Consider the following 889-nt stretch of genomic DNA (forward strand, 5'->3'; position numbering starts at 1 on the left):
GTCGATCGGTGGGTGGATGAGGATCTCGGTGCCGTCGGGGCGCCAGGTGCGCCATCGGCCGTCGGGTTGTCGTTCGATCCGGAAGCCGTGGTGGACCTTGGTGTGGTGCCGCTCGCAGAGCAGCGCGGAGTTGTCCAGGCTGGTCGGGCCGCCGTTGATCCACTCCAGGAGATGGTGGACGTCGCACCAGTGGGTGGGGGCGCCGCAGCCGGTGAAGACGCAGGACCGGTCGCGGTGCTCGACGGCCCGGCGCAGGTGCGGCGGCACCACCCGGGCGGTGCGGCCGACGTCCAGCGGCAGCCCGTCGGGGTCGAGCACGAGCCGGGTGAGGGTGGCGTCGCAGGCCAGCCAGCGGGCCCGGGCGGCGGAGAGGACCGCGCCGAAGCCCAACTGGCCGGCGTCGGGGGCGGCGCCGACCAGGTCGGCGGCGGGCAGGGTCAGCACCAGGTGCGGCGTCACCGTCCGCAGCACCGGCAGGCCGCCGGTGGCCAGCGCGGTGTCGCAGAGCTGGACCAGGGCGTCACCCAGCTGCTGGGCGCGGGTGCGGGGGTCTCCGGCGCACCGGCCGGCCTGCCCGAGCGCCTCCAGCGCGGTCTGCAGCTTCTCCCCGCCGACGGCATCGAGCTCAAAGCGGCCGGTGATCGACCCGTCGGGGTGCTTGGCGATCCTCAGCGACCGGCCCGCGGTGGGGTCCGGTTCGGGCCCGTCGGGCTCGAGGTGGGCCAGGTAGCGCCGCACCACCTCGCCCAGGGCCGCGATCGGCTGCTCGGTCGCGACCCGGGCCAGCACGGCGTCGGTCTCGGCCAGCTCCACGCCGGCCGCGGTGGCCGCGGCGCGCCGGTCCGCGCGGGTGAGCGGGGCGACCACCGTGACCTGGTCGGCGGTGATC

The 889-nt window shown here is 76.4% G+C and carries 1 protein-coding gene; it reads right to left on the bottom strand.

The genetic code is table 11. From position 1 onward, the window contains the following. A partial coding sequence (locus MY520_RS27905; protein ID WP_436695952.1) for a DUF222 domain-containing protein occupies positions 1-889 on the bottom strand: 889 nt, incomplete at both ends.

The organism is Geodermatophilus sp. CPCC 205506 (assembly GCF_051383635.1).
GTDB lineage: Bacteria > Actinomycetota > Actinomycetes > Mycobacteriales > Geodermatophilaceae > Geodermatophilus.